The 26,290-nt window shown below is 66.8% G+C and carries 36 protein-coding genes and 1 pseudogene; 20 read left to right on the plus strand and 17 right to left on the minus strand.

Going from position 1 to position 26,290, the window contains the following annotated elements; translation table 11 throughout:
- Window positions 1-74 precede the first annotated feature (74 nt).
- Together ASE48_RS02430 and ASE48_RS02435 are read left to right on the plus strand one after the other, a co-directional pair.
- Window positions 75-1,439: a glutamine synthetase family protein gene (locus tag ASE48_RS02430; RefSeq protein WP_057165593.1), complete on the plus strand. Its 1,365-nt coding sequence runs from the start codon at window positions 75-77 to the stop codon at window positions 1,437-1,439.
- Window positions 1,439-2,233 (plus strand): DUF6885 family protein, encoded by a 795-nt coding sequence (locus ASE48_RS02435; protein WP_057165386.1) that lies wholly within the window; start codon window positions 1,439-1,441, stop codon window positions 2,231-2,233. Before ASE48_RS02430 ends, ASE48_RS02435 begins: the two co-directional genes overlap by 1 nt.
- Window positions 2,234-2,237: 4 nt before the next feature.
- Here ASE48_RS02435 and ASE48_RS02440 read toward each other — a convergent pair whose 3' ends face one another.
- Both ASE48_RS02440 and ASE48_RS02445 read right to left on the minus strand, forming a co-directional pair.
- Window positions 2,238-2,534, minus strand: a complete 297-nt coding sequence (locus ASE48_RS02440) for a hypothetical protein (protein WP_057165387.1) — start codon at window positions 2,532-2,534, stop codon at window positions 2,238-2,240.
- Window positions 2,506-2,832, minus strand: a complete 327-nt coding sequence (locus ASE48_RS02445; protein WP_057165594.1) for a hypothetical protein — start codon at window positions 2,830-2,832, stop codon at window positions 2,506-2,508. The genes ASE48_RS02440 and ASE48_RS02445 overlap by 29 nt, the downstream gene beginning before the upstream one ends.
- A 197-nt stretch (window positions 2,833-3,029) precedes the next feature.
- On the opposite strand from ASE48_RS02445, the gene ASE48_RS02450 reads away from it, so the two are divergent.
- Window positions 3,030-3,530, plus strand: a complete 501-nt coding sequence (locus tag ASE48_RS02450; RefSeq protein ID WP_057165388.1) for a DinB family protein — start codon at window positions 3,030-3,032, stop codon at window positions 3,528-3,530.
- Here ASE48_RS02450 and ASE48_RS02455 read toward each other — a convergent pair.
- From ASE48_RS02455 to ASE48_RS32510, 6 genes are all read right to left on the minus strand, one after another.
- Window positions 3,511-4,413: an alpha/beta hydrolase gene (locus ASE48_RS02455; RefSeq protein WP_057165389.1), complete on the minus strand. Its 903-nt coding sequence runs from the start codon at window positions 4,411-4,413 to the stop codon at window positions 3,511-3,513. The genes ASE48_RS02450 and ASE48_RS02455 overlap by 20 nt on opposite strands.
- Window positions 4,414-4,424: 11 nt before the next feature.
- Window positions 4,425-5,291 (minus strand): SDR family NAD(P)-dependent oxidoreductase, encoded by an 867-nt coding sequence (locus ASE48_RS02460; protein WP_057165390.1) that lies wholly within the window; start codon window positions 5,289-5,291, stop codon window positions 4,425-4,427.
- Window positions 5,292-5,320: 29 nt separating this feature from the next.
- Complete coding sequence (locus tag ASE48_RS02465; RefSeq protein ID WP_057165391.1) at window positions 5,321-6,112, minus strand: SDR family NAD(P)-dependent oxidoreductase; 792 nt, start codon at window positions 6,110-6,112, stop codon at window positions 5,321-5,323.
- An 89-nt stretch (window positions 6,113-6,201) separates the two neighbouring features.
- Entirely contained in the window at window positions 6,202-6,780 is a 579-nt protein-coding gene (locus ASE48_RS02470) for a TetR/AcrR family transcriptional regulator (RefSeq protein ID WP_057165392.1), read from the minus strand.
- Between the two features lie 34 nt (window positions 6,781-6,814).
- Entirely contained in the window at window positions 6,815-7,132 is a 318-nt protein-coding gene (locus ASE48_RS02475) for an NIPSNAP family protein (RefSeq protein ID WP_156409002.1), read from the minus strand.
- Window positions 7,129-7,314, minus strand: a complete 186-nt coding sequence (locus tag ASE48_RS32510) for a hypothetical protein (RefSeq protein ID WP_156409003.1) — start codon at window positions 7,312-7,314, stop codon at window positions 7,129-7,131. Before ASE48_RS32510 ends, ASE48_RS02475 begins: the two co-directional genes overlap by 4 nt.
- A gap of 169 nt (window positions 7,315-7,483) precedes the next feature.
- Here ASE48_RS32510 and ASE48_RS02480 point away from each other — a divergent pair, with 169 nt between their 5' ends.
- Both ASE48_RS02480 and ASE48_RS02485 read left to right on the plus strand, forming a co-directional pair.
- Window positions 7,484-8,026: a hypothetical protein gene (locus tag ASE48_RS02480; protein WP_057165394.1), complete on the plus strand. Its 543-nt coding sequence runs from the start codon at window positions 7,484-7,486 to the stop codon at window positions 8,024-8,026.
- The gene (locus tag ASE48_RS02485; protein ID WP_057165395.1) at window positions 8,023-9,009 is read left to right on the plus strand and encodes an NAD(P)H-quinone oxidoreductase; all 987 of its coding nucleotides are present in this window, start codon (window positions 8,023-8,025) and stop codon (window positions 9,007-9,009) included. Before ASE48_RS02480 ends, ASE48_RS02485 begins: the two co-directional genes overlap by 4 nt.
- Before the next feature lie 6 nt (window positions 9,010-9,015).
- On the opposite strand, the gene ASE48_RS02490 is transcribed toward ASE48_RS02485, so the two are convergent.
- Window positions 9,016-9,858 (minus strand): alpha/beta fold hydrolase, encoded by an 843-nt coding sequence (locus tag ASE48_RS02490; protein ID WP_057165396.1) that lies wholly within the window; start codon window positions 9,856-9,858, stop codon window positions 9,016-9,018.
- Window positions 9,859-10,002: 144 nt separating this feature from the next.
- Here ASE48_RS02490 and ASE48_RS32980 point away from each other — a divergent pair, with 144 nt between their 5' ends.
- Window positions 10,003-10,467, plus strand: a complete 465-nt coding sequence (locus ASE48_RS32980) for a hypothetical protein (protein ID WP_162264171.1) — start codon at window positions 10,003-10,005, stop codon at window positions 10,465-10,467.
- A 60-nt stretch (window positions 10,468-10,527) separates the two neighbouring features.
- Here ASE48_RS32980 and katG read toward each other — a convergent pair whose 3' ends face one another.
- A complete protein-coding gene (katG, locus tag ASE48_RS02495) occupies window positions 10,528-12,765 on the minus strand; it encodes a catalase/peroxidase HPI (RefSeq protein ID WP_057165595.1) in 2,238 nt (745 codons plus the stop codon).
- Window positions 12,766-12,810: 45 nt separating this feature from the next.
- Window positions 12,811-13,257: a Fur family transcriptional regulator gene (locus tag ASE48_RS02500; protein WP_057165596.1), complete on the minus strand. Its 447-nt coding sequence runs from the start codon at window positions 13,255-13,257 to the stop codon at window positions 12,811-12,813.
- Window positions 13,258-13,336: 79 nt separating this feature from the next.
- On the opposite strand from ASE48_RS02500, the gene ASE48_RS02505 reads away from it, so the two are divergent.
- The gene (locus ASE48_RS02505) at window positions 13,337-14,266 is read left to right on the plus strand and encodes a phosphotransferase family protein (protein ID WP_235570699.1); all 930 of its coding nucleotides are present in this window, start codon (window positions 13,337-13,339) and stop codon (window positions 14,264-14,266) included.
- 27 nt (window positions 14,267-14,293) lie between these two features.
- Here the strand turns inward: ASE48_RS02505 and ASE48_RS02510 are convergent, their stop codons facing one another.
- Window positions 14,294-14,722, minus strand: coding sequence for a type II toxin-antitoxin system Rv0910 family toxin (locus ASE48_RS02510; protein WP_057165397.1), 429 nt, complete (start codon window positions 14,720-14,722; stop codon window positions 14,294-14,296).
- Between the two features lie 111 nt (window positions 14,723-14,833).
- On the minus strand, window positions 14,834-15,586 hold the full coding sequence (locus ASE48_RS02515; protein ID WP_057165398.1) for a TetR/AcrR family transcriptional regulator: 753 nt from the start codon (window positions 15,584-15,586) through the stop codon (window positions 14,834-14,836).
- Between the two features lie 79 nt (window positions 15,587-15,665).
- On the opposite strand from ASE48_RS02515, the gene ASE48_RS02520 reads away from it, so the two are divergent.
- Window positions 15,666-16,283 (plus strand): DUF5701 family protein, encoded by a 618-nt coding sequence (locus ASE48_RS02520; protein ID WP_057165399.1) that lies wholly within the window; start codon window positions 15,666-15,668, stop codon window positions 16,281-16,283.
- A gap of 7 nt (window positions 16,284-16,290) precedes the next feature.
- Here ASE48_RS02520 and ASE48_RS02525 read toward each other — a convergent pair whose 3' ends face one another.
- Window positions 16,291-16,617, minus strand: a complete 327-nt coding sequence (locus ASE48_RS02525) for an antibiotic biosynthesis monooxygenase family protein (RefSeq protein WP_057165400.1) — start codon at window positions 16,615-16,617, stop codon at window positions 16,291-16,293.
- Between the two features lie 64 nt (window positions 16,618-16,681).
- On the opposite strand from ASE48_RS02525, the gene ASE48_RS02530 reads away from it, so the two are divergent.
- Window positions 16,682-17,140, plus strand: coding sequence for a MarR family winged helix-turn-helix transcriptional regulator (locus ASE48_RS02530; protein ID WP_057165401.1), 459 nt, complete (start codon window positions 16,682-16,684; stop codon window positions 17,138-17,140).
- Here ASE48_RS02530 and ASE48_RS33640 read toward each other — a convergent pair.
- On the minus strand, window positions 17,137-17,262 hold the full coding sequence (locus tag ASE48_RS33640) for a hypothetical protein (RefSeq protein ID WP_268766267.1): 126 nt from the start codon (window positions 17,260-17,262) through the stop codon (window positions 17,137-17,139). The genes ASE48_RS02530 and ASE48_RS33640 overlap by 4 nt on opposite strands.
- 324 nt (window positions 17,263-17,586) lie before the next feature.
- On the opposite strand from ASE48_RS33640, the gene ASE48_RS02540 reads away from it, so the two are divergent.
- From ASE48_RS02540 to ASE48_RS02555, 5 genes are all read left to right on the plus strand, one after another.
- Complete coding sequence (locus tag ASE48_RS02540) at window positions 17,587-18,231, plus strand: FKBP-type peptidyl-prolyl cis-trans isomerase (RefSeq protein ID WP_235570641.1); 645 nt, start codon at window positions 17,587-17,589, stop codon at window positions 18,229-18,231.
- 158 nt (window positions 18,232-18,389) lie between these two features.
- Window positions 18,390-18,575, plus strand: a complete 186-nt coding sequence (locus tag ASE48_RS32515; RefSeq protein ID WP_156409004.1) for a hypothetical protein — start codon at window positions 18,390-18,392, stop codon at window positions 18,573-18,575.
- 60 nt (window positions 18,576-18,635) lie between these two features.
- Window positions 18,636-19,259, plus strand: a complete 624-nt coding sequence (locus ASE48_RS02545; protein WP_057165403.1) for a TetR/AcrR family transcriptional regulator — start codon at window positions 18,636-18,638, stop codon at window positions 19,257-19,259.
- A complete protein-coding gene (locus ASE48_RS02550) occupies window positions 19,256-20,542 on the plus strand; it encodes a glycosyltransferase (RefSeq protein ID WP_057165404.1) in 1,287 nt (428 codons plus the stop codon). The genes ASE48_RS02545 and ASE48_RS02550 overlap by 4 nt, the downstream gene beginning before the upstream one ends.
- A 7-nt stretch (window positions 20,543-20,549) precedes the next feature.
- Entirely contained in the window at window positions 20,550-20,780 is a 231-nt protein-coding gene (locus ASE48_RS02555; protein ID WP_414688410.1) for a F0F1 ATP synthase subunit C, read from the plus strand.
- On the opposite strand, the gene ASE48_RS02560 is transcribed toward ASE48_RS02555, so the two are convergent.
- A complete protein-coding gene (locus ASE48_RS02560; protein WP_057165406.1) occupies window positions 20,781-21,455 on the minus strand; it encodes a Crp/Fnr family transcriptional regulator in 675 nt (224 codons plus the stop codon).
- A 254-nt stretch (window positions 21,456-21,709) separates the two neighbouring features.
- Between ASE48_RS02560 and ASE48_RS02565 the strand changes: the two genes are divergently transcribed.
- The 3 genes from ASE48_RS02565 (at window position 21,710) to ASE48_RS02575 (ending at window position 24,010) form a co-directional block, all read left to right on the plus strand.
- Complete coding sequence (locus tag ASE48_RS02565; RefSeq protein WP_057165599.1) at window positions 21,710-22,390, plus strand: cutinase family protein; 681 nt, start codon at window positions 21,710-21,712, stop codon at window positions 22,388-22,390.
- A gap of 92 nt (window positions 22,391-22,482) precedes the next feature.
- The gene (locus tag ASE48_RS02570; protein ID WP_057165407.1) at window positions 22,483-23,154 is read left to right on the plus strand and encodes a nitroreductase; all 672 of its coding nucleotides are present in this window, start codon (window positions 22,483-22,485) and stop codon (window positions 23,152-23,154) included.
- A 115-nt stretch (window positions 23,155-23,269) separates the two neighbouring features.
- Window positions 23,270-24,010, plus strand: coding sequence for a cutinase family protein (locus ASE48_RS02575; protein ID WP_082613972.1), 741 nt, complete (start codon window positions 23,270-23,272; stop codon window positions 24,008-24,010).
- A 12-nt stretch (window positions 24,011-24,022) separates the two neighbouring features.
- On the opposite strand, the gene ASE48_RS02580 is transcribed toward ASE48_RS02575, so the two are convergent.
- The gene (locus tag ASE48_RS02580; RefSeq protein WP_057165408.1) at window positions 24,023-24,310 is read right to left on the minus strand and encodes a putative quinol monooxygenase; all 288 of its coding nucleotides are present in this window, start codon (window positions 24,308-24,310) and stop codon (window positions 24,023-24,025) included.
- A 154-nt stretch (window positions 24,311-24,464) separates the two neighbouring features.
- Between ASE48_RS02580 and ASE48_RS02585 the strand changes: the two genes are divergently transcribed.
- From ASE48_RS02585 to ASE48_RS02595, 3 genes and pseudogenes are all read left to right on the plus strand, one after another.
- Entirely contained in the window at window positions 24,465-25,175 is a 711-nt protein-coding gene (locus ASE48_RS02585) for a cutinase family protein (protein ID WP_057165409.1), read from the plus strand.
- A gap of 60 nt (window positions 25,176-25,235) precedes the next feature.
- Window positions 25,236-25,878, plus strand: a pseudogene (locus ASE48_RS02590) (class I SAM-dependent methyltransferase).
- A 45-nt stretch (window positions 25,879-25,923) separates the two neighbouring features.
- Window positions 25,924-26,289: an RNA-binding S4 domain-containing protein gene (locus tag ASE48_RS02595; RefSeq protein ID WP_057165410.1), complete on the plus strand. Its 366-nt coding sequence runs from the start codon at window positions 25,924-25,926 to the stop codon at window positions 26,287-26,289.
- Window position 26,290: the final 1 nt, after the last annotated feature.

Genomic DNA, 26,290 nt, shown 5'->3' on the forward strand with positions numbered 1-26,290 from the left:
CGGGGGCATCCGCGGGGTTTATGGGTTTGAATCGACGTGAAGTGAACGGCACCCGGGAAGGACGCGACACACGTATGAGCGACAAGACCGAACCCTTCGGGTACACCGACACCGATCTCGAAGGATCGGACATCGTCGGCATCACCATCGTGTGGTCCGACAACAACGGAATCCCGCGCGCCAGAACCATTCCTGTCGACCAGTGGGATTCGGTGGCCGAGAAGGGCGTCGGCGTCACGTCCCTGTTCGCCGTCTTCGACACGCACGATGCGATCACCTACGACCACGACGGCCTCCCGAATGCCAGCGGCGATGTCCGGCTGATTCCGGTGGCAGACAGACGCGTTCCTCTTGCCGGGCAGCCCGGTCTGGCATGGGTTCCCGGCCGGCAGGTCGGCGCCGACGGCACCACCTGGCCCTACGATCAGCGAGGGGTGCTGGAACGGCAGGTCGACGCCGCGGAAGCCGCGGGCCTGCAGATCCAAGCCGGCTACGAACTCGAGTTCTTTCTCGACAGTTCGGGCGCAGGCCCTGGGGTCACGCCGGCCCACGACGGGCCCGCCTACAGCGCGCGTGCGCTCATCTCGGTCAACGACTTCGCGGTGCAGCTGCTTCGAGAGCTGCGGGACAACCGAGTGCCCATCGGTCAACTGCACGCCGAATACGGCACCGCACAAATCGAATTGAGCATCACACCGCAGGACCCGGTGACCGCTGCCGATCTTCAGCTCCTGGCGCGACAGACCATTCACGCGGCCGCGGCACGGCACGGTTTCCGCGCGAGCTTCAGCCCGCTGGTGCTCGCCGGTGACGCGGGCAACGGATGGCATCTGCACACGTCCGTGTGGCGGGCCGGGGACAACCTGCTCACCGGTGACGGACCGCACGGTATGTCGGTCGACGGCGCGTCCTACGTGGCCGGGTTGCTACGGGATCTCCCTGCCCTGGTTGCCGTCACGGCGCCCAGCGAGGTGTCGTTCCAGCGACTGCGGCCCGGATACTTCTCCAGCGCTTTCGGTTACTGGGGCATCGAGAACCGGGAGGCTGCGCTCCGCCTGGTGCCGGGCACGCCGTTCGTCGGCCTTTCACACGCCAATATCGAACTCAAGCCCTCGGATGCCTCGGCCAACCCGTATCTGGCCTTGGCGGCGGTGATCGCGGCGGGTATCGGGGGCATCGCCGACGGCCTGAGCCTTCCGGATCCGATCGCCGACAACGTCGGCACCTGGTCGCCGGAGCAACGGAGCGCCGCGGGGATATCGCAGCTGCCCGGATCCTCGGCCGAGGCCATCGCAGCGCTGCACGCGAGTCCCCGCGTCTCCGCGGCGCTGGGGCCAGACCTGTTGGGTGCGTTCACCGCGGTGCGCAGGGCCGACGCGACGTGGGCGGCCGACCGTGGTCCCGAAGAGATCGTCGCTGCGCACCGCTGGCGCTACTAGTGAGCGAGTTGTGGGATCTTGTGGTCCCTTTCGCCGGGACGGCGCCGGTCCTCACCGAGCACGGGCGTGCATTACCGCAGATCGACCAGTTGTGTGGACCGTTCTGGGCGCGGCTGGCACTTCTCACCGGCACACCTGGCCCGGGGCGGCTCCCCTCGCAGGTGCAGGCCGCCGAGGCGACCGGCACCCAGGTGCATCCGGCTTTGGATGCCGACGTGCGTCCCAGCGGTCAGCCGCCGAACCGCACGGGATGGGATCAGCTGCCGCGCGCCACCGCGCCGGCACACGCCGGGACGAGTGGTCGCCGCCTCGCCGCGGGTGTCGGAGATCTCGCTGCGGGGCGGTTGGAGGCCGTGCCGGTGTCGGGCTCTTGGCGCCCCGAACAACTCGGCGGTCTGCTTGCCGAGCTGGCCGACCTCCCGGCCTTCATCATCGCCAATATCGCGACAGCCGCGCTGTGGGGCTCGCACAGCGCCGACAGCGCCCTACGCGGTTACCTCGGCTCCGGTGACGATACGGGCGGCCCGCCGCCGGACTGGGATGTCGGCCACTTCGTGGGGATCTGGGGCCGGATCGTCGGCAACCGGGGGACGCTGGTCGCCGTCGCCGACACCTATGCGGTGCTCGGTTCCCACGGCCGCCACCTGCAACCGCTTCCCCGGATGGCCCGGGCCCTGGGCGCGGACTCCGCGCACCGGGGCAGAGGGCTCCTGGTCGTGGGGGAACCCTCGCTTCGGACAGTCGTGCAGGACGCCGCGGAGAACGTCGGGCTACGCACCGCGTTCTGGGACTGAGCCGTTACGCCGGCTCCGGAAGGGGAGCCTGCCACCGCGCTCGGCGCTGCGCGTCGGTCTGCTCCCACCAGGGTGGTTGCCCCCGCTCCCCCAACGCGACCTTCGCGGCCTGCACACCCGCGCGGGCCGCCGATTCCTCCGGCGTTCCCTTCGTCCGGCGCACCTCCCGGCGCCACGCCATCAGCACCCGGACCAGTTCGGTACGCCGTTCCTCGGGTATCGATGGATCGGTCGCCCGCCAGCGGCGGCCGTCGATGACGACATGGTGCCCGTCAGGTGTCGTCGCCGGCCGCTCGCTCATACGACGATGGTAGGCAGGGCTGCACCGGCACGATCTCGGTCCGCGCAATCGTGCGCTCCCGTTCTGCTGACAGTGCAGTACGACGCGGGTCAGCCATGTACCCCTCCATCGCTGCCGCCGACGCCCACTCGAACAGCTGGATCTCCAACGGCCGGCCCTCTTTGCCATCCGTCCAGGTTCGGTGCACGACGCGTCCGCCGTGTTCGGGTACCAGTCGAAGGACCGCGTCTTCGTAGTCGGTGAGCGCTTGCTCCATGCCCGGGTGCGCCCACAGGAATACATACATCGACTGCGTCATCGTGGAAGGGTGGCACGCGTCGCCGTGGATCACACAATTGTTTTCCCGGCACTGGCGTGGATGCAGGTCTGTGGGACATACTGTCGGCAGGCGCGGCCCCCGATCGGTGTAGGCCCGGCATCCCCTTCCTCTCTTTCCCTCAACGGGTCGGGACCCGTCGTGCCTGCCCACACCCCACCAGAACGGAGCGAAAAGCAATGTCTGTGAACATGATCAGGAATGGTTCCGAGCGATTGCTCATCGAGAACACTCTCGATCGCAGCCGCGCGGCGCTCATCGACACCGTGCGCGGTCTCTCCGAATCCGACGCGCGGCAGCGGCGCGTCGCATCGCTGACCACGCCCATCTCGTTGATCAAGCATGCCGCCGCCGCGGAACGTATCTGGTTCCAACGCTTTTGGGCCGGGCTGGATGCATCGGAGTGTGACGGCTACTCCGAGCGCGACGAGGGCACCTTCGCCGTCGCCGCCGACGAGTCGCTGAACGGCGTGATCGCCGAGTTCGAGCGGGCCAGCCGGCTCTCGCGCACGATTGCGGCCCGATTCGATCTCGACGACACCAAGGTCAATCCCGTCGAGGGTGAACTCAGTATGCGATGGACCCTGCTGGCCATGATCGAGGAATTCGCCAGGCACGCAGGTCACGGCGACATCCTGCGCGAGCAGATCGATGCCGGCGCTACGCCGTCGCCCGCATGACGTGTTCCGTTATGCGAGCGTAGGTCTGGCGCGTCGACCCGATATCGTCGGTCATGATGTTGTATCCGTGATCCACGCCGGGCACCTCGTGATATTCGGCCAAGGCACCGACGTCCGCGAGTGCTTCGGCATACCGACGGGCCTCATCGCGCAACCGGTCGTGCTCGGCGGTGACGATCAGTGCCGGCGCGATCCCCGTAAGTCCCTTGCCGTTGTCTCCCCACGCGGGTGAGGCGAGCGGATCCCTGCGCTGTGTCCGATCGGGGATATACGCCGTGTCGAAGATCTCCCCCATCCACGGCTTCATGATTGCCCGGCTCCCGACCGATGACGGCTTATCCCCGGTCGGGGTCACCAGCTCCAGCGGCGCATAGTGCAGGACTTGCAGCGCGATGTCCGGACCCTGATTCTCGTATGCCAGCCGCGACGCTGCGGCCGCGAGACTGCCTCCGGCGCTCTGACCGCCGACACACAGCCGGGTACCGTCCCAGCCGTGGTCCACACCGGCGACCCAGCACACGATGTCGTAGATCTGTTGAGGCGCAGCCGGAAAACGGTGCCCAGGCGCCAGGACGTAGCTGGTGTTGACCACGAAGACACCCGCATTGGCCGCCAGATAGCGGCACCAGGGATCGTCCTGTTCGGGATGCCCGACCACGAAGCCGCCGCCGTGGATGTTGACATAGACCGCAGTGTTCGCCGTGGGCGCCGGTGGACGGTACACGGTGGCCGCTGCGGTGCCGTACCTGGTAGGAATGTCGATCTGCGAAGTACTACCGGTGATTTCGGGAAATCGGACGGCGGGCTTGGGCGCCGGATCGACCACCGCAGCGAACACCCGCGCCAGCGTGTCGGCGACCTTCTGCTGGGACAAAATCGACATCGGGGTTCCCTTCAGGCGCCGGAGGCCAGCGGATCGAGTTGGTCGTTGGTGATGTCGTCGGCCGCTGTCGAAACGCTGAGCGCCTCCCATTTCTCATCGGTGGCCAGCAGCTCGCGTCCGGCAGCGGTGGCGTAACGGTAGGCGTCGGGACCGACCAGCAGCCGGGTCGGCGGCGCCTCCATGTCCACGATATCCAACAGCAGCGCAGCGACCTTGACCGGATCACTGGCGCCCAGGTTGGCAGACTGGCTGAGCCGCGCGGCCGCGCCGACGGTGGCGGCGTACTCGTCGCGGACCGGGGCGATGCTCATCGAGGAGCCCGCCCAGTCGGTGCGCATACCGCCGGGCTCGAGCACGGTCACCTTGATCCCCAGCGGGGCCACCTCCTGGGTGAGGACACCGGAATAGCCGGTGACCGCCCACTTGGCCGATTGATAGGCCGCCAGACCCGGGCGGGCCATCCGTCCACCGACGGAGGAGATCTGGATGATGTGACCGGCGCGCTGGGCGCGCATGACGGGCAGCGCCGCCTGGGTGAGGCGCACGACGCCGAAGAAATTGGTGTCGATCTGGGTGCGGAAGTCCTCGAAGTCGACATCCTCGACGGCGGCCATGTTCGCGTAACCGGCATTGTTGACCAGCACGTCCAGCCGGCCGAATCTTTCGACTGCGGTGGCCACGGCAGCGCGCACCTGTTCGTCGTCGGTGACGTCGAGTTCCACGACGGCGAGACGCTCGGGCTGCCGGCCGGCCAGGTCGGTCAGTGCCGATGCCGAACGGACGCCGGCGACCACGCGGTGTCCGGCTTCCAGGGCGGCTTCGGTGATGGCGAGTCCGAGTCCTCGCGAGGCGCCGGAGACGAGAAAGATGTGAGACATGGGATTTCCTTCTTTCGTTGGGAGGGTGGTCAGGCGACGCTGCGGATCGCTCCGCCGTCGACGCGCAGCACGGCGCCGTTGATGTAGTCGGCGTGAGCGCCGGCCAGGAACGCCACTGCGGCGGCAATTTCTTCGGGACGACCGAGGCGGCCGATATCGTTGGGGAACCAGTTGGCGGCCGCCGCTTTCTCGATGTCCTCCCACGCCGTGCCCCAGCCGTGCGCGGTGGCCGCACGCCGGGTCATCTCCTCGACTGCATCGGTGAGGATCACCCCGGGAGAAACGACGTTGGCAGTGACCCCCGTGCCCGACAGCTCCCGGGCGAGGGACACGCTGAGGTTGTGCCGCGCGGCCAATGTCGCGCTGTAATGCGGTTGTTCGGCGACCGGCTGCGTCGCGAGCCCGCCACCGATTTGGATGACCCGACCCCAGCCACGCCGGCGCATGGCCGGGACGAGGTGTTCGATCATCCGCACGACCGAGACGACATTGGTCTGATAGATCGCCGCCCACTGGTCGGCGGTCAGCGCCGACCACGGCTGCGCGTCGTAGCTGCCTGCATTGTTGACCAGAATGTCCACCTCACCGGCGGCCTTGGCCACCGATGATGCGCCCGTCTCGGTCGCGAGGTCACCGATGACCGCGACCGCATCACCCCCGGCGGCGCGGATCCCGGCGGCGACGGCGTCGGTGCGCCAGGCATCGCGGCCATGGACGACGACCGAGGCGCCCTCCTGCGCCAGCACCTGCGCGATCGACCGGCCGAGCCCGGCACTGGAACCGGTGATCAAGGCGCGCTTGCCCTGCAACCCGAAGTCCATATCCCACTCCTCATCTACACCTGTATACCCGATATGTATACGAACGTAGACTTGGCGGAGATGATTCCCGCCCCGCCGCGAAAATCCGGTTACTCCGTCGACGTCCCGATGATCGCGTCGAAGACCGATTCGAGAATGCCTGCGATGGCCTCGGGGTCGCCCTCACGCAGTGCGGGGGTGCCGATGACCGAACGCATCAGCAGCACGCCGCTGATCACCGACAGCACGAGTTCGGTGCGCAACTCCCGATCGGGGAGGTCGATCTGGCGCGCCAAGCGTTGTCCGACATGGCGTTCGATCGCCTCGCGCACAATGCGCACGGCCACCGGATTGGACACCGAGAGCAGCATGATGAGGAAGGATTGCGGCGGGTTGCCCGACGCCCCGGTGCGAGAGACCAACGTGGCGGCAGTGTCACCGGCAAGCGTGTCCGAGTCCTCGACGACGAAGACCGGCGGAGCGAAGGCGGTCTCGACAGCCTCGGCGAACAGTTTCTCCTTGGAGCCGAAATACCGGTTCACCAGCATGGCGGTGACACCCGCGTCCGTCGCGATCTGACGGACGCCCACACCGTCATAACCTGCATCGGCGAAGTGCCCGATGGCCGATTGCAGGATCGCCGCACGAGTGGCAGCCGCGTTACGCGGACGAGACGGGGACGAAGGCATACATAAGTCTACGCCCGTAGAGCACATACCGACGCTACTGGAGCGGGGAACTCGCGATCGGATCCAGCCGGACCGTCTGGGTCGAGATGATCAGTGAAGCATCGAACAGCGCGTGGTCTTCGACGAAATCCACACTGGTGCGGTAACTCCTAGCAAGATGAAGTGGATCACTGTCGGGCGGATAACCGACGAGCGCGACCACGCGCCGGCCGTCCGAGCTCGCCTCCGTCCACACCCCGTGGACGGTGATGCCGTACCTGCGCAGGGTCTGGATATGGCGCGGCCAGAAACCCGACACATAGCTCTGCAGCGCGTTCTCATCGGCCAGCGTGTAGGTGCGCAGTTCCATCATGGGCGCACCCGCAGATCCTTGTGCATCGCGACACCCAGCGGTCCGCGCCCCTGACCGACCATCCGGAATCCTTTGCGCTGGTATATGTCCTCGATGACATAGGCGTGCCGGGTCATCTCGACGATGAACGTCGCATCACCGGACGTGGCAGACCGCAAGCGCACATTCGCGTTTGGGGACATCATCCGATTGTGGCAGCCGCCCCGCGGGATGTCGCCACCATTTCCGCGGACCCGAGCGATTTGGCGGCTAGCACTACCCGATGAGGTCACGCCAGCGTCATTGTCCGCATCACCGCGACCCGGCCATGCTGGGCGGTGTGAGGCTACGCATCAACGACAGGAGCAGAACATGAGCAACGCCGTCCGCGAAGACCTGGTGCTCTCGCACGCAGCGATCACCGCTGACGTCGAAGCGCCATTCGATCGTGTCGATATCGCCCAATGGCTGAAAACCCTGCCCACGCATGAGTATCAGCGCTGCGCACCCGGTGATCACAAGGCGGCCGGGTACACGGTCGACGACGACGGCACCCCGATGTCGATCAACGTCGAGATGATCGGCACCGGCCTGGTCATCCAGCAGTACCGATTCGAGGTCGCCGGAGCCCACTACTGCAAGATGGTGTCGCTGTCGGACATCCTCACCCCCGCCGGGTGGACGACGACACAGGTCATCTGGGAGCTTCGCATGGAGCAACTGGACGGCGACCGGTGCCGCTACACCAACACCGTGACCTCGCACCCCACCGAGGCATTCCTGAAATTCATCGCCGAGAACGGCCAGACCTTCAGCGAGGCAGCCGATGCCCGACAGGAAGCGTCCGGACGGCATTGCCGGGTCGAGACACCGCTGTACGCACAGAGCATTGCCCGCTGGGCGGCCGCACGATGAGCGGCGCGATCCTTTTCGATCACCCCGGCGAGCCGAACGTGTTGCAGTGGCAAGAGGTCGAAGCCTTGTCACCCCGACCGCACGAGGTGGTGATCCGCGTCGCGGCGGCAGGGGTCAACAACGCCGACCTGCTGCAGCGGCGCGGGCACTATCCCGTGCCGTCCTGGGCACCGCGCCCGCTGGGGCTGGAGTGCGCCGGCACCATCACCGCGGTCGGAGCAGATGTCACGGCCTGGTCGACCGGCGATGAGGTCTGTGCGCTGCTCGACGGGGGCGGATATGCCGATGAGGTCGCCGTGCCTGCTGCGCAGGTGATGCCGATCCCGCACGGCCTCACCATGATCGAAGCGGCCGCGATACCGGAGGTCGCCGCCACGGTCTACTCCAACCTCGCCATGATCGCCGGCCTCGGCAAGGGGCAGAACGTGCTGATTCACGGCGCAGGCGGCGGTATCGGCACCTTCGCGATCCAGTGGGCCGCCGCGATCGGCGCCCACGTCATCACCACCGCGGGCAGCGACGCCAAGGTGCAGGCCGGACTTCGCCTGGGGGCCCACGCAGCGATCAACTACCGCGACCAGGACTTCGTCGCCGCCACCCTAGAAGCCACCGGCGGACGCGGCGTCGACAGCATCCTGGACGTGGTCGGTGCGGACTACTTTTCCCGCAACCTCGAATGCCTGGCACCCGATGGCCATCTGGTGATCATCGGCGGCGCCACCGGCCCCACACACTTGGATATCGGCTACCTGATGTCCAAACGCGCCAGCGTGTCCGCGACCATGCTGCGGGCGCGCCCGCTGCATCAGAAGGCCGACATCATCGCCGGCGTGACCCGCGACGTGCTTCCCCTGTTCGCATCCGGTGCCGTTCGCGTCGTGGTCGACACCGTCGTGCCCCTGCCCGAAGCCGCACGCGCGCACGAACTCATGGAGTCCAAGCGCACCGTTGGCAAAGTGATCCTGGACAATCGGCCGCACTGACCTGGATCAGAAGAGCTCGGGCGTCACCGGCGGCACGTCGTCGAGGAACGCAGTCACCATCGGCACCAGCACAACGGCCTGCCCGGACAGTCCGATGTGGGACGTGGCGGGCAGGACCACCAGGCGCGCCTGCGGAACGCCCTGCAAGACACCGGTCTTCGCCGCATCGTGGTCGGCTCCCCCGCGCAGCCTGAACATTGCCAGCGCGTGTTCGAGGGTCACCGAGTCCGCGTCGCCGACGATGACCATCGTCTTCGCGGAGATCGCGTGCATCTGCTCCTCGCTGATCTGCTGATCGTCGATGTTGAGTGCTTTCATCTTTTCCAGGTAGGCATCGAAGGCCCCCGGGGCGGGCGTGTGTGCGGTGAACGCGGCCGCCACGGGTGTGCCCGCGAAGTCGGCGGCGGTCATGGCCGAGATGGATTCGGCCACCGACGGATGCCAGCCGTCGCGATGAAACGTCGCCGACATCGCCACCAGCTTGCTCACCAGGGACGGGTGCCGGATGGCGAGCTGCAGCGCCGCACCGCCGCCCTGGGAGTAGCCCATCACGTCCGCACACGGCACCCCGAGGGCACGCAACAACTCGGCGGCGTCGTCCCCGAATTGCTCATAGGACATGGCTCGAGCGGTGTCCGGGGTGCGGCCATGCCCCTGCTGGTCGAACGTGATGACGGCGCGGTCACGCGCGAAGCCGTCCACCCAGGCCGGCATCGAATCGGCGGCCATGAAGGCCCCCGGGATGAGCAGCAGCGGAGTGCCCGGCGCCGCGAGGTCGCCGTGTATCTCGAAGTACAGATCCAGGCCGTTGATCGGTAGATGACCGCTGCGTGAAGGCTTCTTTCCCATAGCGGATGGACCATCCGGGCGGCGGGAACTCATCGTGGCCCCGAAGTCCCTGCTTAATCAGCACGCAAAGCGGGTAACACATCGGGGTCGTTCCCGCACGGCAGTGTTCGCACTGCAGCCGAACTAGCAGAATCGAGTCTCAACATGACCGTTCAGATCGTCCGTCGTTTACCTCTCGCGGCCGCCGTGGCCGGCGCCGTGCTCGCCGGCGGGCTGACCGCCTGCAGTTCCGACAGTGGAACCTCGACCGAGACGTCGACAACGTCAACAACGGAGTCCACGGTGACGACCACGCCGTCCACGGGTGCCGCCACCACCACGCTCGCGCCATCGTCTCCGGCACCCGCGCCGGGTGCTGATGCCGGGCCGGGTGGCGCGACGGCAAGTGTTCCCGGCGCCAGTGCCGGGGCGGGCCCGGGCGGAGCCACCGCGGGCGTTCCGGGAGCCGGCGCAGGCGCGGGACCCGGTGGGGCGACCGCCGGTGTGCCGGGAGCCGGCGCAGGCGCAGGACCCGGTGGGGCGACCGCCGGCGTTCCGGGAGCAGGCGCGGGAGCCGGTCCCGACGGTGCCGGCGCGTGTGTCGGGTCGGTCTGCGTCGGAACGCCGTAATAGACGCACCAAACAGGGGCGGGATCTTCGGATCCCGCCCCTGTCAGTGTGTGCGGCAGATCAGTCCAGATCGAAGCGGTCGTTGTGCATGACCTTGACCCACGCTGCGACGAAGTCCTCGACGAACTTGCCCTTGTTGTCGTCCTGCGCGTAGACCTCGGCCAGCGCGCGAAGCACCGAATTCGAGCCGAAAACCAGATCGTTGGCCGTGGCCGTCCACTTCACCTCACCGGTTCCGCGGTCGTAGCCGGTGTAGACGTTCTCGGCTGACTCCGATCCCTTCCAATCCGTGCCCATATCAAGCAGATTGACGAAGAAATCGTTGGTCAGCGCGCCGGGCCGGTCGGTGAACACCCCGTGCTTGGTGCCGCCGTGATTGGCGCCGATCGCACGTAGCCCGCCTACCAGCACCGTCATCTCCGGTGCCGTGAGATCGAGGAAGTACGCCTTGTCGACCAGAAGCTGTTCCAGCGCGGTCTTCTCGCCGGGCCGCACGTAGTTGCGGAATCCGTCGGCCTGAGTCTCCAGCACTGCGAAAGACTCCACGTCGGTGTTCTCCTGGGTGGCGTCGGTGCGCCCCGGCACGAAATGCACCGTGACGTCATAACCCCCGTCCTTGGCCGCTTTCTCGATCGCGGCGGAACCTGCCAGCACGATCAGATCGGCCAGTGAGACCTTCTTGCCACCGCCGGCAGCGTTGAAGTCCTGCTGGATCTTCTCCAGCACGGGCAGCACCTTGTCCAGTTCCGAGGGCTCGTTGGCTTCCCAGTTGCGTTGCGGTTCCAGACGGATCCGCGCACCGTTGGCGCCACCGCGCTTGTCGGTGCCCCGGAAACTGGACGCCGACGCCCACGCGGTCTTCACCAATTGCGGCACCGACAGCCCGGATTCGAGGACCTTGCCCTTCAGTGCCGTGATATCGGCCTCGTCGACGAGCGGGTGGTCCACCGCGGGCACGGGATCCTGCCAGAGTTGCGGCTCGGCGACCCACGGGCCCAGGTAGCGGCTCACCGGTCCCATGTCGCGGTGCAGCAGCTTGTACCAGGCCTTGGCGAACGCCGCGTTCATCTCCTCGGGGTGGTCCAGCCAGCGCCGGGTGATCTGCCCGTAGATCGGATCGACCCGCATCGACACGTCGGTGACCAGCATGGTGGGTTTGCGTGGCGGGCCGCCGAACGGATCCGGGATGGTGGCCGCAGCGTCCTTGGCCTCGAACTGCCAGGCCCCGCCCGGGCTCTTGGTCAGTTCCCATTCGTTGCCGTAGAGGATCTCCAGATAACCGTTGCTCCACTGCGTCGGCGTACCGGTCCACACCACCTCCAGGCCACTGGTGATGGTGTCCCCGGCATTGCCGGTGCCGAACGGGCATTTCCAGCCCAGGCCCTGCTGTTCGATCGGCGCACCTTCGGGCTCGGGGCCCACATCGTCGGCGCTGGCGCCGTGGGTCTTACCGAGCGTGTGACCGCCGACGATGAGCGCGGCGGTCTCCTCGTCGTTCATCGCCATCCGGCCGAATGTCTCGCGGATATCGTGCGCGGCGGCCAGCGGGTCCGGTTTACCCTCGGGCCCTTCGGGATTGACGTAGATCAGCCCCATGGTGGTGGCGCCGAACGGCTCGGCCAGAGTGCGGTCACTGTCGTTGGTGCCGTCATAGCGCTTGTCGGTGCCCAGCCAGGTGTCCTCCTGGCCGAAGAGAATCTCCTCGGGCTCCCAGATGTCTTCCCGGCCGAACGCGAATCCGAATGTTTCGAAGCCCGCGGACTCCAGAGCGACATTTCCTGCGTAGACGATCAGGTCTGCCCAGGACAGCTTGTTGCCGTACTTGCGCTTGATCGGCCACAGCAACCGTCGTGCCTTGTCGAGGTTGGCGTTGTCCGGCCAGCTGTTGAGCGGTGCGAATCGCTGAGAACCCTGCCCGCCACCACCGCGGCCGTCGTAGATCCGGTAAGTGCCGGCGGCGTGCCAACTCATCCGGATGAACAGGCCGGCGTAGCTGCCGTAATCCGCGGGCCACCAGTCCTGCGATGAGGTCATCAGCGCGAGCATGTCGGCCTTGAGGGCCTCGGTGTCGAGCTTCTTGAACTCGTCGCTGTACGTGAAGCCCTCGCCCAACGGGTTGCCCTTGGCCGGCTGCCGGTGCAACACCGACACATCGACCTGTTCGGGCCACCAGTCCTTGTTGGTCAGGGGCGCATGCGCCTTAGGAGTGGGCGAGTCGATGGCCGGGTTCTCGGATTCACTCTTGCTGTGGGTCTTGGTGTCGGAATGCGGGGGCCGGGCATCGGAAGTGTCGGTCATCTTCTCACCTTTCATCGGTTTCGTGCGGGCTGCACAACGGTTCGATCAGGAAGTCGGTTCAGTCAGGTGTCGGGCTTTCACACAGTCGGGGCACAGCCCCCAGTAGATGACCTCGGCCTCGTCGATATCGAAACCGAGGTCATCGGATGCGGTCAGGCATGGGGCCTCGCCGACGGCGCAATCGACGTCGGCGATGACGCCGCAGGACCGGCACACCACGTGGTGGTGGTTGTCGCCGACGCGGGATTCATAGCGAGCGGTGGCCCCCGCAGGCTGGATGCGGCGAGCCAAACCGACCGCGGTCAGCGCGTTCAGGACGTCGTACACGGTCTGGCGGGAGATATCGGGCAGTTGGCGGCGGGCGGCGACGAAAATCGTTTCGGTATCGGCGTGTGGGTTCATCTCGACGGCATCCATGACCACCAGCCGCGGCCGGGTGACGCGGAGCCCAGCCGCCCGCAGCATGGTTGTGCTCCCTCGGACATCAGCCATCTTTTCGAGTGTGGCGCGTTTCTTGGAGGCAATCAAGAATTTTATCGAATTCGTTGTCTGACAGTATGTTTGATTGGCAGTGAATTATCCCGAATGCGCGTTCATCGGCACCGGTGCGCTGAGCGACCCGCGATCCGGCGGGTATAGCGTGTCCGGGATGGGGTCATGGCGGGGCGGGCGGCTCAGTGATCAGCAGGCCGTCCTGCTGGAGCAGTGGTTACCCCACGCGCGTGTCCGCCGCGACATGAGCTGGAATCTGGTGGATACCGTTGTTCTCGACGCCGACACCAGGCGCGGGCGCGTCGTCGTCAAGGCGGCCGGCCCGCTGGATCACCACCTCGGCCGTGAGATCACCGCCTTCGAGGGTTACACCGAATGCCTGGCACTCAGCGGGCACGCCGCTCGTGTGCTGTTCCATGACCGGGCGGCGAAGGTTCTCGTGCTCACCTACCTGGAAGGCAACCTGGTGGAGGGATCGGAGGCCGAACTCGAGATCGACACCCACCTGAGGGCCGGACAGTTGGCGCGTACCTTTCACGGCCAGGGCGAACGGGTGGACCCGGACTGGGACATCGCGGCGGTGGCAAAATCGCTCGTTTGGCTGGACAAGCCGCATCGCATCGAGGCGCAGACCTGTGCCGATCTGCGCGCCGTGCTGGCGGCACATCGGCCGGGGCCCGCCGTGGTGGTGCCCACCCACGGAGACTGGCAGCCGAGGAACTGGCTCATCGATGCGGGCACCGTCAAGGTCATCGACTTCGGGCGTTTTGCCTGGCGTCCCGCGAGCAGCGACTTCTGCCGGCTGGCGGCCCAACAATGGCGTCGAAACCCGCACCTCGAGCAGGCTTTCTTCGCCGGGTACGGCGGGGATCCCCGATCACCGGACCAATGGCGACTGTTCGCCGTGCATGAGGCCATCGGCACCGCGGTCTGGGCGTTCGAGGTCGGTGACGCGCCGTTCGAGCAGCAGGGGCACCGGATGATCCAAGAGGCGCTGGGGTTGTTCTGAAAAATGTTCGCGGAGTTTGGACTTCGGTCAACGCAACGAGCTGAGGTTCTCCACGGAATTCCGCACGTCGGAGGTGATCATCTTGGCGACGAGCGCCCCGACCGGACCGCTGAGAAGTCCGCCCGAGAGTTCCGCCACCAAATGGAAGGTCGACCCCGGCCGGTCGTCGGCCACCGTCATCGTCAGCGCGATGCGCACGCCACCGCGGCCTCTTCCCTGCAACTGGATCTGGCGCGGTTCGTCGTATTCGGTGACTTGCCAATGGATGGTGTTCCGAAAGCCCTTGACCTTGATCAATGACGACACCTGGGTGCCTTCTTCGATCACCGCGGGTGGCGGGCTACGCCAGCCGGCGAAGATGGTCAGCCACTCTTCGAACCGCTGCAGGTCGGAGGCCAACTTCCAGGCCTGGTCCGGCGTCAGGTCCGACGACACCGATACATCGACTTTCGCCATACTCCTCAGCGCTTTCTGTCGTCCGGGCATTCGCTGTCGGGCTCCGTATTACCCACATCTGCTCGACGGACCACATCGATCGGAGACAGCCGTGATGAGATGGGTCACAGATCAGTGCCGCGCCGCCGCAAGTCCGTCGAGCAACAGGTTCGCGGTGTAGGTCAGTGCCGCCCTCGGGTCCGCGGACGCGTCCGCAGCCACGGAGGCAGCCGTTCCGACCCGCGCGGCCAACGGGAATTCCCGCCCGCGCATGGCGGCGGCCAACGCCGGCCCTACCTGCTGCCACCATTGGTTATCGTCGCGGTCAGTGGCCGCGCGGGCCCGCACGAGTCCGACCTGATTGCGCGCCATGGCAGTTGCGAGCCCGAGCAGGCCGGTCAGCGCATGGTCCATCTGCACATCGGTGAGCCCGATACCGTCGAACACCGCCAGTTCAGCCTCATACTTTGCGGTCATCCCCGGTCCGGGGACCGGTCGGTCCGCGGGAATCTCCAGCGTCCAGGGCTGGGCGACCGTTTCCTCGAAGTTCCGTTCGGCCACGAAAAGCGCAGCGGCGCGCCAGTCCGGGCGGGCCGCAGGCAGATCGTCCGGGTCATAGACGTCGGCGGCGAACGCGTCGAGCATCAACTCCAGCATTTCGGCCTTGCCGGGAACGTGGGAGTACAGACTCATCGGGGCCCCTCCGAGTTCCGCGGCGACCCTGCGCATGGTGATCGCGTCGACACCGTCACGCCGGGCCACCTCGGTGCCGGCGCGCACGATTGCCCCGAGGGACAGGCCCGAGCGTCCAGCTGGGCGATCCTGGGACCACAACAGCTGCAAGAGCCGGACCGGGTCGCTCACGTGCGCCTTCGCCTGCGGCATCGATACCCCTTTCGTACGCTGTACCGTACAGTGTACGGGGCATGTTGCCTATGATCCCAACCATCCAGCTGGAGGGACAATGCCCCTGACTGACCAGATCGACGCGCTGCTCGATGCCGGTATCGCCGAGGCCGCCGCGATCACCGCGGACGAGCTGCGCGAGTATGCGGCCGCGCTGCCCGATGAACCGGGTGCCGTCATCGCCGTGCACCCGCGCCTTGCACCGGCGCGCGCACTCGCACCGCTCCTACGCCATCGGGACAAGCCGGGCTTCGTGGTGACCGACCTGACCGATCTCGCGGACTTCGAACCGATCACCGGTGTCGAGATACCGGACGCTCCGCTGTACCTGGTCCACGACATCGACCGGGGTGATGACATGCGCAACTGGAGCCCCGATGAGTCGCTACCGGCACTTGCCGAACGCCGACGCACCCCGCTGACCATCGGCGAAGGGATCAGCTGGCTGCTGCAGGAGCCCAAACACCTTGAGGCGAATCACTGTTTCATGACGATCGCGTCGCGCAAGCGTGGCCGGCGCGGACTCGATGCCAGGACACCGGCGATCTGGATCAGCGGCGGAACGGGGCGCGACGGGGTCGCGAATCGCGGCGCCCCCAAGGTGGGCTGGTGCTGGGCGGGCAATCGGCACACCTGGCTGGGAATGGCGTCGGCGTCGCGGCGCAGCCCCCTCTGAGTCGGCTTCAACCCCGCGCATGCACCGACTCGACCGTGTACAGATGCGGATCGAAACTGGTCGCGATGGCCGCGCATCGGTCCATGTGCACCCGCGCTGCCGGGTCGGCGAGCATGGCCTGAAAGTGCTCGGCACTTTCCCACTGCGCGTAGTTGACGACGCGCGTTCCATCGGCACTGACGTGCAGGTTCGCCGATATGAACCCGGGCACGTACCGCATCGTCTGCTCGGTGACAGTTCGCAGGAGATCTGTGAGTTCGCCGGCCCGGTCGGGGTCCACCACGAAGACGTTGATCAGCGTGGCGTACGGCGGATGCTGCTCGATGGTGGTCATCGGTCACTCCTTCTTTGACAGGAACCTTACATTCAAAATCGTACGCTCATGTAAGGTTCCTGTCATGAAGGAGCCACGGGTCGAGCGCGGCGTGGGCTACCTCGTCAAACGTGTCCAGCAGATCCTGCGCCGCCGCTGTGACAGCGCGTTACGTCCGACGGGACTCACCATGTCGCAGTACGCCGTACTGCGCGCTCTGCATGATCACCCAGAGGCGACAGCGTCCGACGTGGCCAGGTTGTGCTTCGTCACCCGCCAATCCCTGCGCGATGTGCTGGGAGGTCTGCGATCGGCCGATCTGGTCGAAGATGGCGACGCGCCACCGCAGGGCCGCAAACGCTTCCTGAAGCTGACGCAGCAGGGCGTCGCCAGTCTCCGGGCGGGCCACGAGGCGGTGATCGGCGTCGAAACGGCAATGCTGGAGGGCATTCCCGTCAAGCACCGCGCCGAACTCGCCGCGTTACTCGCTCGCTGCGCCGAGAATCTCGATGGCCTCCCGGACGCCCAGTCCGACCTTCGCTAGCCCGCTTCACCTCGTGCCACGTCTCCCCGGCGCACCCGCACCTGAAAGCTCTTCTCCCCCCAGCCGTCGGACACCTCGAAGTGCACCCGCTTCGGGCCTCCGAACAACGTTGTCGTCGTCACCGTCCCGGTCGCTCCGGCCGGTACAACCGGAACGTCGATCCCCTCGATCCGACGACGAGCCCTGACAACGTCGCCCTTGCGGTACCCCATATCCATCCCCCTGTTGATGTGCCCGGCCCCCGCCGGACAGTCCCCTGTGCTCCATGTTGGCGACTATGTGGCGCGCGTGCAATAGAATTTGTCACCGCTCAGGTGAACACGTGACGAAAACAGCCGTCGCACAACGACTCAGCACGCGCCCAGTGACGGGCACCGCCGCCGCGCCGGCGGCGACCGTTTCTCCAGGCAGGCCTTCCGACGAGGCAGCGGTGCTGCGGCGGTAGCGTGGCGAACGTGAATTGTTCTCGCGTCCCCTCCTCCATCGCGCTGCTCGCAGGCGCTGCGGCAATCGCCATGACGGTCTCCGCATGCGGCTCCGACACCCAAAGTGCGGCCTCGACCAGCTCGTCCGCCACCAACGATGTGTTCGACATCCCGGCCACCGCAGGTGAGACCGCGCCGGTCGCGAGCCCCTGCCCGTCGGCTGCGCCGGCAACTCCCGGCACACCGGAGTGGACCCTCTCCGGCGCCACCGGCAGCGTCGCGGTCACCGGTTCCACCGACACCGCCTCGCCGGTGGTGGACGTGCAGGGACCGTTCAGCGTCACCGAGACGCAGGTCCAGACCCTGAAGGCCGGCGACGGCCCGGTCGTCCCGGACACGGCCACGGTGTCGGTCTGCTACATGGGTGTCAACGGACGCGACGGGTCGGTGTTCGACAGCAGCTACCAGACGGGTTCGCCCGTCGACTTCCCGCTCGACGGCGTCATCCCGGGATTCCAGAAGGCCATCGCCGGCCAGAAGGTCGGCTCGACCGTCGCGGTCGCGATGACCTCTGCGGACGGTTACGCCGAGGGCCAACCCGCCGCGGGCATCCAAAAGGGTGACACCCTCATCTTCGCGATCAAGATCTTGGAAGCCTCGAACTAAAGCGTCCCGCCGCGTCCACGTTCTTCTCGATATTTCGGGAGGACGTGGACGCTTGGCGTTGACGGCACGGCCGGTTCAGTCCTCGGCCGGCATTCACGCGTCTGCCGACGGATAAATCGGTTGCCGGGATGTCGCCCCACGGCGTTGAGTGAGACCGCATGAAGGGGGACACAGCGCGGACGACTGGTGTCGTCACGCGCGGCCGACAGGAGGATGCGCAGCACGGCGTCTGCTGGGACGCTCTGCGCGCCAACGCCATCGGATCGCTGTGGGGCCGGTCGGCAGCAGAGCCTCGGATCGCGCCCGGCGATCTGTGGGCACTTCGCGCCGACCGTCTGCGGTGATATCGGCGCCACTGTGGCGGCGGGTTGCGCACATCTGACCGATCGGTCTATATTCTGACCATGCGGTCTAGTGGATCAACCTTCACCGAGAGGGCGCGCCGGGAGCAGATCGTGGCCGGTGCGATCGAGACGATTGCGACCAAGGGATACACCCAGGCCTCGCTGGCCAAGATCGCCGAACATGTCGGTATCGCGAAGAGCGTTGTGCTGTACCACTTCACATCGAAGACCGACATCATCGAGGCGGTGGTTGCAGCGGTATTCGGGCAGGCAGCCGCAATCATCGCGCCCGCCGTTGCCGCCGAAAGCACCGCCCGAGACAAGCTGGCCGCCTACATCCGCGCCAACGTACAGTTCATCCAGGACAGTCGGTTGGCCGCCGTGGCAATGCTGGAGATCGTCACCAGTTTCCGCACCGAGGACGGTCTGAGGCTCGACCAGGCCGCTGCCCGGTCCGGTCCGCCGTCCGGCGAACTCACGATGCTCGACCCACTCGCGCTCATCACCGACGGGATCAACAGCGGCGAGTTTCGCACGATGTCAGCAGTTTTCACCAAGAATGCGCTGCGCGCAGCATTGGACGGCGCGGTCTGGGAAGTCGCCCGCGATCCCGCCTACGACGTGATCGGATACGGCGAGCAACTCGTCACCATGTTCGATCTCGCAACCCGGGCACAGTCATGACCCGCGTCGTCATCCAGGCGTTCGGGACCCGTGGTGACGTCGCACCATTCACCGGTCTGGGACAAGCACTTCAGCAGAGACTCGGCGTCGATGTAGCGCTCGCTGCTCAACGCCCATACCGCGACATGATCACCGCGGCCGGTCTGGAATTTCGACTCCTGCCGCGGGACACCGAGCGCGCCACCCGTGAATCCGAATACGGCCAGGCCATGGTCGACGGCGCTCGCATGACACCGTCCAAGGCGACGCTGCAATCGCTACGTGAGGATCTCGCCGGTGTCGGCGAGGCCATGGCAGAGGCCGGGCGTGATGCGGAACTCGTGCTCTTCGGTGGGCCGGTGGGATCGCTGCTCGGCTATCACGTCGCCGAAGCGCTGGAGATCCCCAGCATGGGCGCCCTGCTTCAACCCGCCAGTCCCACAACCGTCTTCGCACCCCCGCCGCTGACGACACGATCCTTCGGCCGCCTCGGAAACAAGCTGGTGTGGGCAACCTCGACCGTCGGCGAGAAGGTTTACACCCCGCTGATCAACAACCTTCGGGCCGAATTGGGACTGCCGGCGCGCTCCCGCCGCGGCTATCAGGCAGAACGAAGCGCCCGGTGGCCCATGCTGTACGGGTTCAGCCCGCACGTCGTGCCCAGACCGCCGGACTGGCGCCGCGGACTCGACATCACCGGATATTGGTGGCCCGCAGTCGACCCCTCGTGGCAGCCTTCGGCGCACCTGGCAGAGTTTCTCGGCGACGGCCGACCCCCGGTGTTCATCGGATTCGGCAGCACCGCCACGGCACACGGTGACGAATTGTCCGAGACGATCACCCACGCGCTGAAGGCGGCCCGAGTTCGGGGCGTGATCCAGTCGGGGTGGGCAGGCCTGCACGGCACCGGCGATGACGTCGTCACCGTCGACGACGTGCCGCACTCCTGGCTGTTCCCCAGGATGGCCGCGATCGTCCACCACGGTGGAGCCGGCACCAGCGCTGCCGCGCTGCGCGCGGGCAGGCCCTCGATTCCGGTCGCGGGGATCATGGATCAGCCGTTCTGGGCTCATCGTCTGCATGCACTGGGCGTGGCCACTGCACCGATGCGCCGCGTCGGGCTGAGCGCCGATCGACTCACTGCCGCCATCACCGCGGCGACCGCGGAGCCGATGTACACCCAACGCGCCCATCACTATTCACAGTTGATTGCGGACGAGGATGGCGCAACGTGCGCCGTGGACATCATCGCCCGACGCCTGGAGAACCGCTCAACAACACCGGAGGTGTCCGATGGCCGCTGAAGAACTCATGGGTAACGCACTACTCGCCGGTGCCATCGTGCTGGCCGGTGGTGCGATCGGCGCCGGCGTCGGTGACGGCATGGCCGGCGCGCAGCTCATCGCAGGAGTCGCCCGCCAGCCCGAGGCGCTCTCACGGCTCTACACACCGTTCTTCATCACCGTGAGCCTCGTCGAGGCAACCTTCTTCATCAACGTCGCCTTCATGGCGCTGTTCGTATTCGCCACGCCCGGCCTCTGACTACCGGGCGCGGCGGGCCAGCTTCGCCGGTTCGAGCACGAACACCGTTTTGCCCTGCTGACGAATCCAGCCGCGGTTCGCGAACTCCGAGAGCGCCTTGTTGATGGTCTCGCGGGACGAACCCACCAGCTGTGCGAGCTCGAGCTGGGTCAGCTCGTGATCCACCCGCAACACATCACCCTCCGGACGCCCGAATCGCTTGGCGAGGTCGAGCAGCTGCTTGGCCACCCGGCCGGGGACGTCGGTGAAGATCATGTCGCACAGATCGTCATTGGTGCGGCGCAGCCGACGCGCCAGCACGCGCAGCAATTGCTCGGAGATCTCCGGGCGCTCGGAAATCCAGCCGCTCAAGGCCTGCCTCGCCACCGCGGCCACGCGGACCTCGGTCAGGGTCGTCACCGTCGCCGTACGTGGCCCCGGGTCGAACAGCGCCAGCTCGCCGAACGTCTCCCCCGGGCCCATCACCGCGATCAGGCTCTCGCGTCCGTCCACCGAGCGCTTGCCGATCTTCACCTTGCCCTGCACGAGCACATACAGCCGGTCGCCGGGCTCGCCTTCGGTGAACACTGTGTGGTTGCGCCGGAACGTGATCCATTCCAGCTCGGCTTCGAGCGCCGCCATCGCGTCGGGGTCGACATCCTGAAATATGGCCGTGCGCGCCAGAACCGCGTTCAACGAGTTGCCTTTCCGGACAAGGGCTGAAGTAACAACTGCTTCGCGCCGCCGGAGACGGCTCGGCACGCACTACAAAGTACTTTACAGCTAAGCGACGATTCGTAACTCTCGAGCACGGTGTGTGCGTGCACCGACAACGTGAGTCTATTCATGTTCGACGTGGTCTGTGTCACGCGGTCACTACGATCGGCGGTGACGGGCACTTCGCCGCCGCCGAGCAGGTGCCCACCCATATCGAGGAGGGCACGACAACGATGCGAGTTCAGACCCGATCCGTCTCCGCACTGCTGGCAGCCGCCGCGCTGACCGCCGCAGGCATGCTGCTGGGCTGGTCACCGCCCGCCTCCGCCGAGCCCTGCTCCGACGTGGAGGTGGTCTTCGCCAGAGGAACCACCGAACGCCCGGGCGCAGGCAGTGTGGGCAACGCCTTCACCGACGCGCTGCGCAGTCAGGTCGGCGACAAGACCGTCGGGCTCTACCCGGTCAGTTATCCGGCGAACCACGATTGGCCCACCTCGGTCATCGGGGTCAACGATGCCGGTAACCGCATCCGCCAACTCGCAGCAGAGTGCCCCGACACGAAGGTGGTGCTCGGCGGATTCTCGCAGGGCGCCGCGGTCGCCCAGCTCGTCACCGCGGACGCCCCGGCGATACCGCCGAACTCGTTCGCCTTCGGCACCACGACCCCGCTGGACCCGGACGTCGCCGGCCACGTCGATGCGGTGGTCCTGTTCGGCAAACCGAACGACCGATTCCTTTTCCTGATCGGCCAGCCCTACGTGCCGGTCGGCTCGGCATTCGCCGCCAAGACCCTGGACCTGTGCGCCGTCAACGACCCGATCTGCTCGGGCGGCCTGGACCCGGTGGCACACAACCTCTACACCGCCAACGGCATGGTCACCGAGGCCGCCGGATACGCCGCTGCGCGCGTGTAGGACCACGCACCGGCCACGGGATATCAAGGGCTCACTCGGGCGCGACCGCTGCCAGGCTTGATCCCACAAGCCGAGCAGAGAGGCAGACGGTCGTGAACGTATACGAGGCAGTGCAGAGTCGGCGGGCGGTGCGCGGGTTCACCGAGGACCCGGTGCCCCCGGACGTGTTGGAGCGGGTGCTTTCCGCGGCCGCCTGGGCGCCGTCCGGGTCGAATCTGCAGCCCTGGCACATCTACGTTGTCACGGGTGCGCCGCTGGAACAGCTCAAGAAGGTCGCCGTCGAACGGGTCGCCGCGGGCGACCCCTGGGACGAACGTGAATTCGAGATGTACCCGCCGCAACTGGCCGCTCCCTACAGTGAGCGGCGATCCCGTTTCGGCAGGGAGCGCTACGCGGCGCTGGGCATCGCCCGCGAGGACTGGGAGGCCCGCCAGCGCGCTGCCATCGGAAACTGGGAGTGCTTCGGGGCGCCGGCCGCCCTGTTCTGTTTCATCGACCGCGGCATGGGCCGGCCCCAGTGGGCCGACCTCGGGATGTACCTGCAGACCGTGATGCTGCTGTTGCGCGCCGAGGGCCTGCACAGCTGTCCTCAGATGGCGTGGTCCCAGGTTCGCAAGTCCGTCGAGGAAGCTCTCACTCCCCCAGCCGAACTGATGCTCTTCTGCGGGATGTCGATCGGTTGGGAGGATCCGGATGTCGACTACATCCGCACCCTGCGCGCCCCGTTGGCCGAGACGGTGACCTTCGTCGGCGACGTCGACTGAGCCGGAGGTAGTGCTAGCAGGAACACCAGCAGTGGCGTCTGCGTCAATGTGCCGGTGCGGCGATCACGGAATGCTGATCACAACATTCAAGATCACCTCCCCCAGAAGGATCGAAATGGCCACCAAGATGTCGCACACCTCCCGCTCACACCGCGTCGAATACGTCGCCGCCACCGTCCTCGTCCTGACCGCGACCATGGGACCCCTGGCGACCGCGAAAGCGTTCGCCGATCCCGCGGCGCCGTGCGCGGATGTCGAAGTGGTCTTCGCCCGCGGCACGTTCGAGGCCCCGGGAGTGGGCGCGACCGGGCAGGCGTTCGTCGATGCGCTCACCAGCCGGCTGGGCACCGACAGCGTCGACGTCTACGGGGTGAACTATCCGGCATCCCTGGACTTCCAGGCCGCCACCGCGGGCATTGCCGACGCCAGCAACAGGATCGAGACCGTCGCCGCCACCTGCCCGGACACCAAGATCGTCCTGGGCGGCTACTCACAGGGCGCGGCGGTCGCGGGGTACACCACCTTCGACACGGTCCCGGCCGGGCTTGCACTGCCCGACGGTATCGGCCCGATGCCCGCCTCGGTGTCACCGCACGTGGCGGCCGTGGCGCTGTTCGGCACCCCTGACAACTGGTTCCTCAACCTCGTCGACCATGACGCACCGCCGGTCACGGTGGGCTCGCAGTACACGGCCAAGACGGTTCAGCTGTGCGCCCAGGGAGACCCGGTCTGCTTCCCGGGCGGGCTGGATCGCAGCGCGCACAGTTCCTACAAGTCCAATGGCATGGCAGAGCAGGCAGCGGACTTCGTGGCCAACGCCATCTCGGGCGCGCCGGCGCCGATCTCGGCCACCTGACCCCGCCGGGGGTCAGCTCAGACCGCGCACCTCGGCGACGTCGTACTCGGCCACCGCCGCCGACAGCATCGCCGCGCCTTGCTCGTCGGACGGGCCGCCACCCCGGAACTGCTCGACGGCGGCCTGAGAGTCCCAGCGCTCGAAGATGTTGATCCGGCCGGATTCCACCAGATCTGCGGATATGGCGAAGTCCAGGCAGCCGTCCGCCTGCCGCGCGGCCTGCACGACGCTCACGCAACCGTCCAGATAGGTCTTCCGTTCGGCCGGGTCGACGATGATGTGTCCTGCCACGATGACCATGTCGCGTGCTCCTCTCGTGTGCACCGTATCCAGATACCGACTCGGGCCGGACGCGGAACTCATCGCTGCTGTTTCAGTGGCAAACATCACGGGTACAGAGGATCAGGCCGCCCTGCCAGCAGGAGTGCGCGCCGCGTCCCGAAGGAGTTCGATGATGAGTCTTCGTCAATCCGTGCGGTTTCTCGGGGCCGGCGCCCTGATCGCGTCGGGCATGGTGGTCGCAACCACCGCCCCGGCCGCCTCCGCTGAACCCTGCCCCGATGTCGAGGTGGTCTTCGCCCGCGGTACCGCCGAGGCGCCCGGCGTGGGCGGTACCGGACAGGCCTTCGTCGACGCGTTCCGCGCCCAGACCCCCGGCAAATCGGTGTCGGTGTATCCGGTGAACTATCCCGCAAGCGACAACTTCGGCGACCGGATTGCCTTCGGACAGAACGTGGTCGACGGAGTACGAGACGCCGGAGCACACATCGAGGCGACCGCGGCGGCCTGCCCGGACACCCGCGTGGTCCTCGGCGGCTTTTCCCAGGGCGCGGTGGTCGCCGGTTACGTCACTGCCGACGCCATCCCCGACGGTGTGCCAGCCGAATACCTTTCCTACATCCCGAATCCACTGCCGGACAAGGTTTCCGAGCATGTCGCAGCGGTGGTGCTGCTGGGCAACCCGTCCGATGCGTTCCTCAACCAGTTCGGCGCGCCGATGAGCACCATCGGCCCGCTGTACGCACCGAAGACCGTGGAACTGTGCGCACCTGGTGACACCATCTGCGACGGCACGCCCGGTGGCATGCCGTCGATCGCGCACGCCATGTACGCGATCAACGGAATGACCAACGAGGCGGCCGCTTACGCGGCAGGCAGGGTCTAGCCGCGATTCGCTCCCCCACGGATGTGACACTGTCCGAAGGACACCACCGCGGGGGGACGAATGAGTGGCAGCGACGCGATCGCATCCAACAGAGCCAACTGGGATCAGCGCGCCGAGGTGCACGCGCGCTCCCAAATGTATGACGTGGAAGGCTTTTTGGCCGATCCCACCCGGATCTCGGATGTCGTCGAACGCGATCTGGCGGTCTTGGCCGAACACCTGCCCGACAGCGGTGTGCGCGGTCGGTCCCTGCTGCACCTGCAGTGCCATATCGGCACCGACACCGTGTCCTGGGCACGACTGGGCGCAGTCGATCCACGACCTGCTGGTCCCCGGCGGGGTATTTCTGATTCGCGACGACCACCCGCTCCTGGCGGCAATGGAATTCGAGCCGTGGCAGATCACCGACGACTATCTGGCCGGTGGTGGCGCCCGGACCTACGACGATGGCGGTACCTACACGGAGAATTCGTCCGGCCAGATCACCCACACCACCAATCATGAATGGCGCCACGACCTCGGCGAGGTCGTCGGGGCGTTGCTCGGCGCGGGACTGCATATCGAGAAGTTCACCGAACTGCCGTACATGGATTGGCCCGCGTTCCCGTCGCTGGTGTCGGGCCCTCAGGGATGGACCCTGCCGCCCGGCACTCCACGGATTCCACTGAACTTCGCCATCGTGGCCCGACGGCCCGCATCGTGACCGACGCGCCCGAGATCATCGGCCTCGGTGCGCGATGATGGAGGCATGGAGTCGACGCGGGTGGATCGCTGGTTGTGGGCGGTCCGGCTGACCAAGACCCGCCCCGACGCGGCGGCGGCCTGCCGGGGCGGGCATGTGCGGATCAACGACCGGGTCGCAAAACCGTCGGCCACGGTGTCCCCCGGTGACACGGTGAAAGCACTGGTGGGTGATCGGACTCGCATCGTCGAGGTGGTCCGGGTCATCCAGAAACGGGTCGGCGCCGCCGACGCGGTGACCTGCTACCTGGACCGCACGCCGGTCATCCCACCGACGACCGTGGTGCCGGTGGCCGTACGCGACCGCGGCGCCGGACGCCCGACCAAACGCGACCGCAGGCTCCTCGACAAATGGCGGGCCGGGCTCGGCTGAC

This window comes from Mycobacterium sp. Root265, from assembly GCF_001428895.1.
Taxonomy (GTDB): domain Bacteria; phylum Actinomycetota; class Actinomycetes; order Mycobacteriales; family Mycobacteriaceae; genus Mycobacterium.